The 2,717-nt window shown below is 49.6% G+C and carries 1 rRNA gene; it reads right to left on the bottom strand.

Going from position 1 to position 2,717, the window contains the following annotated elements:
• Positions 1-119: 119 nt before the first annotated feature.
• A 23S ribosomal RNA gene (locus JMW94_RS14575) occupies positions 120-2,717 on the bottom strand; the annotation flags it as partial.

Below are 2,717 nucleotides of genomic sequence, written 5' to 3'. Positions count from 1 at the left end.
GTAACCTAACTGAATCAAGGTTAAAGGTGATATCGAAATATTCTTTCTTTTATTCTATAAGCTTTCGCTTATACAAGATAGATTAATTAGAGCTTTCATACAAACCACTTGGGTGTTGTATGGTCAAGCCAAACGAGCAATTAGTACAGGTTAGCTACATGCATCGCTGCACTTCCACACCCTGCCTATCAACGTCGTAGTCTTCAACGGCTCTTTAGGGAAATCTAATCTTGAGGTGGGCTTCCCGCTTAGATGCTTTCAGCGGTTATCCCATCCGAACGTAGCTACCGGGCAATGCCACTGGCGTGACAACCCGAACACCAGAGGTTCGTCCACTCTGGTCCTCTCGTACTAGGAGCAGATCCTCTCAAATTTCCAACGCCCACGGTAGATAGGGACCGAACTGTCTCACGACGTTCTAAACCCAGCTCGCGTACCTCTTTAAATGGCGAACAGCCATACCCTTAGGACCTGCTTCAGCCCTAGGATGAGATGAGCCGACATCGAGGTGCCAAACACCGCCGTCGATATGAACTCTTGGGCGGTATCAGCCTGTTATCCCCAGAGTACCTTTTATCCGTTGAGCGATGGCCCTTCCATACAGAACCACCGGATCACTAAGACCTACTTTCGTACCTGCTCGACTTGTGGGTCTCGCAGTTAAGCGCGCTTTTGCCTTTATACTCTACGACCGATTTCCGACCGGTCTGAGCGCACCTTCGTACTCCTCCGTTACTCTTTAGGAGGAGACCGCCCCAGTCAAACTACCCACCATACATTGTCCTCGGTATTGTTATACCTGAGTTAGAACCCCAACATGACCAGGGTGGTATTTCAAGATTGGCTCCACCGAGACTAGCGTCTCGGCTTCAAAGCCTCCCACCTATCCTGCACAAGTCAGGTCAAAGTTCAATGTAAAGCTGTAGTAAAGGTTCACGGGGTCTTTCCGTCTAGCCGCGGGTACACAGCATCTTCACTGCGATTTCGATTTCACTGAGTCTCTGCTGGAGACAGCGCTGCCATCATTATGTCATTCGTGCAGGTCGGAACTTACCCGACAAGGAATTTCGCTACCTTAGGACCGTTATAGTTACGGCCGCCGTTTACTGGGGCTTCGATCAAGAGCTTCGCTTACGCTAACCCCATCAATTAACCTTCCAGCACCGGGCAGACATCACACCCTATACGTCCACTTTCGTGTTTGCAGAGTGCTGTGTTTTTAATAAACAGTTGCAGCAGCCTGGTATCTGCGACTGCCAACAGCTCAAGGAGCGTGTCCTATCACCATCAGCAGCGTACCTTCTCCCGAAGTTACGGTACCATTTTGCCTAGTTCCTTCAGCAGAGTTCTCTCAAGCGCCTTGGTATTCTCTACCTGATCACCTGTGTCGGTTTAGGGTACGATTCGTTTATAACTATTGCTTAGAAGCTTTTCCTGGAAGCATGGTATTTGCCACTTCACTGTACAAGTACAGCTTGCTATCAGATCTCAGCCATGTAACAACCCGGATTTACCTAAGTTGTAAGCCTACATCCTTTCACCTGGACAACCAACGCCAGGCTGACATAACCTTCTCCGTCCCTCCATCGCATTATAAACAAGTATCGGAATATTAACCGATTTCCCATCGACTACGCCTTTCGGCCTCGCCTTAGGGGTCGACTCACCCAGCCCCGATTAACGTTGGACTGGAACCCTTGATCTTCCGGCGTGCGAGCTTTTCACTCGCATTATCGTTACTCACGTCAGCATTCGCTCTTGTGATACCTCCAGCATGCCTTACGACACACCTTCACAGGCTTACACAACGCTCCCCTACCACTTGAAAACAAATTCAAATCCGCAGCTTCGGCTCCTAGTTTGAGCCCCGTTACATCTTCCGCGCGGGCCGACTCGACTAGTGAGCTATTACGCTTTCTTTAAAGGATGGCTGCTTCTAAGCCAACCTCCTAGCTGTCTATGCCTTCCCACCTCGTTTCCCACTTAACTAGGAATTTGGGGCCTTAGCTGGCGGTCTGGGTTGTTTCCCTCTCCACAATGGACGTTAGCACCCACTGTGTGTCTCCCGGATATCACTCATCGGTATTCGGAGTTTGCATCGGTTTGGTAAGTCGGTATGACCCCCTAGCCGAAACAGTGCTCTACCCCCAATGGTGTTCGTCCGAGGCGCTACCTAAATAGCTTTCGGGGAGAACCAGCTATCACCGAGTTTGATTAGCCTTTCACCCCTATCCACAAGTCATCCCCTGGCTTTTCAACGACAGTGGGTTCGGTCCTCCGGTGTCTGTTACGACACTTTCAACCTGCTCATGGATAGATCACTCGGTTTCGGGTCTATACCCTGCAACTAAACGCCCTATTAAGACTCGGTTTCCCTACGGCTCCCCTAAACGGTTAACCTTGCTACAGAATATAAGTCGCTGACCCATTATACAAAAGGTACGCGGTCACCCTAATAAATTAAGGCTCCCACTGCTTGTACGCACACGGTTTCAGGTTCTATTTCACTCCCCTCACAGGGGTTCTTTTCGCCTTTCCCTCACGGTACTGGTTCACTATCGGTCAGTCAGGAGTATTTAGCCTTGGAGGATGGTCCCCCCATCTTCAAACAGGATTTCTCGTGCCCCGCTCTACTTAATATGTTAACGCTAATGTTTCGAATACAGGACTATCACCTACTACGGTCAGCTTTCCCACGCTGTTCTTCTACATTAGCA

It is taken from the genome of Psychrobacter immobilis (assembly GCF_904846185.1).
GTDB lineage: Bacteria > Pseudomonadota > Gammaproteobacteria > Pseudomonadales > Moraxellaceae > Psychrobacter > Psychrobacter immobilis_B.
This window is presented reverse-complemented; position numbering and strand designations above follow the sequence as displayed.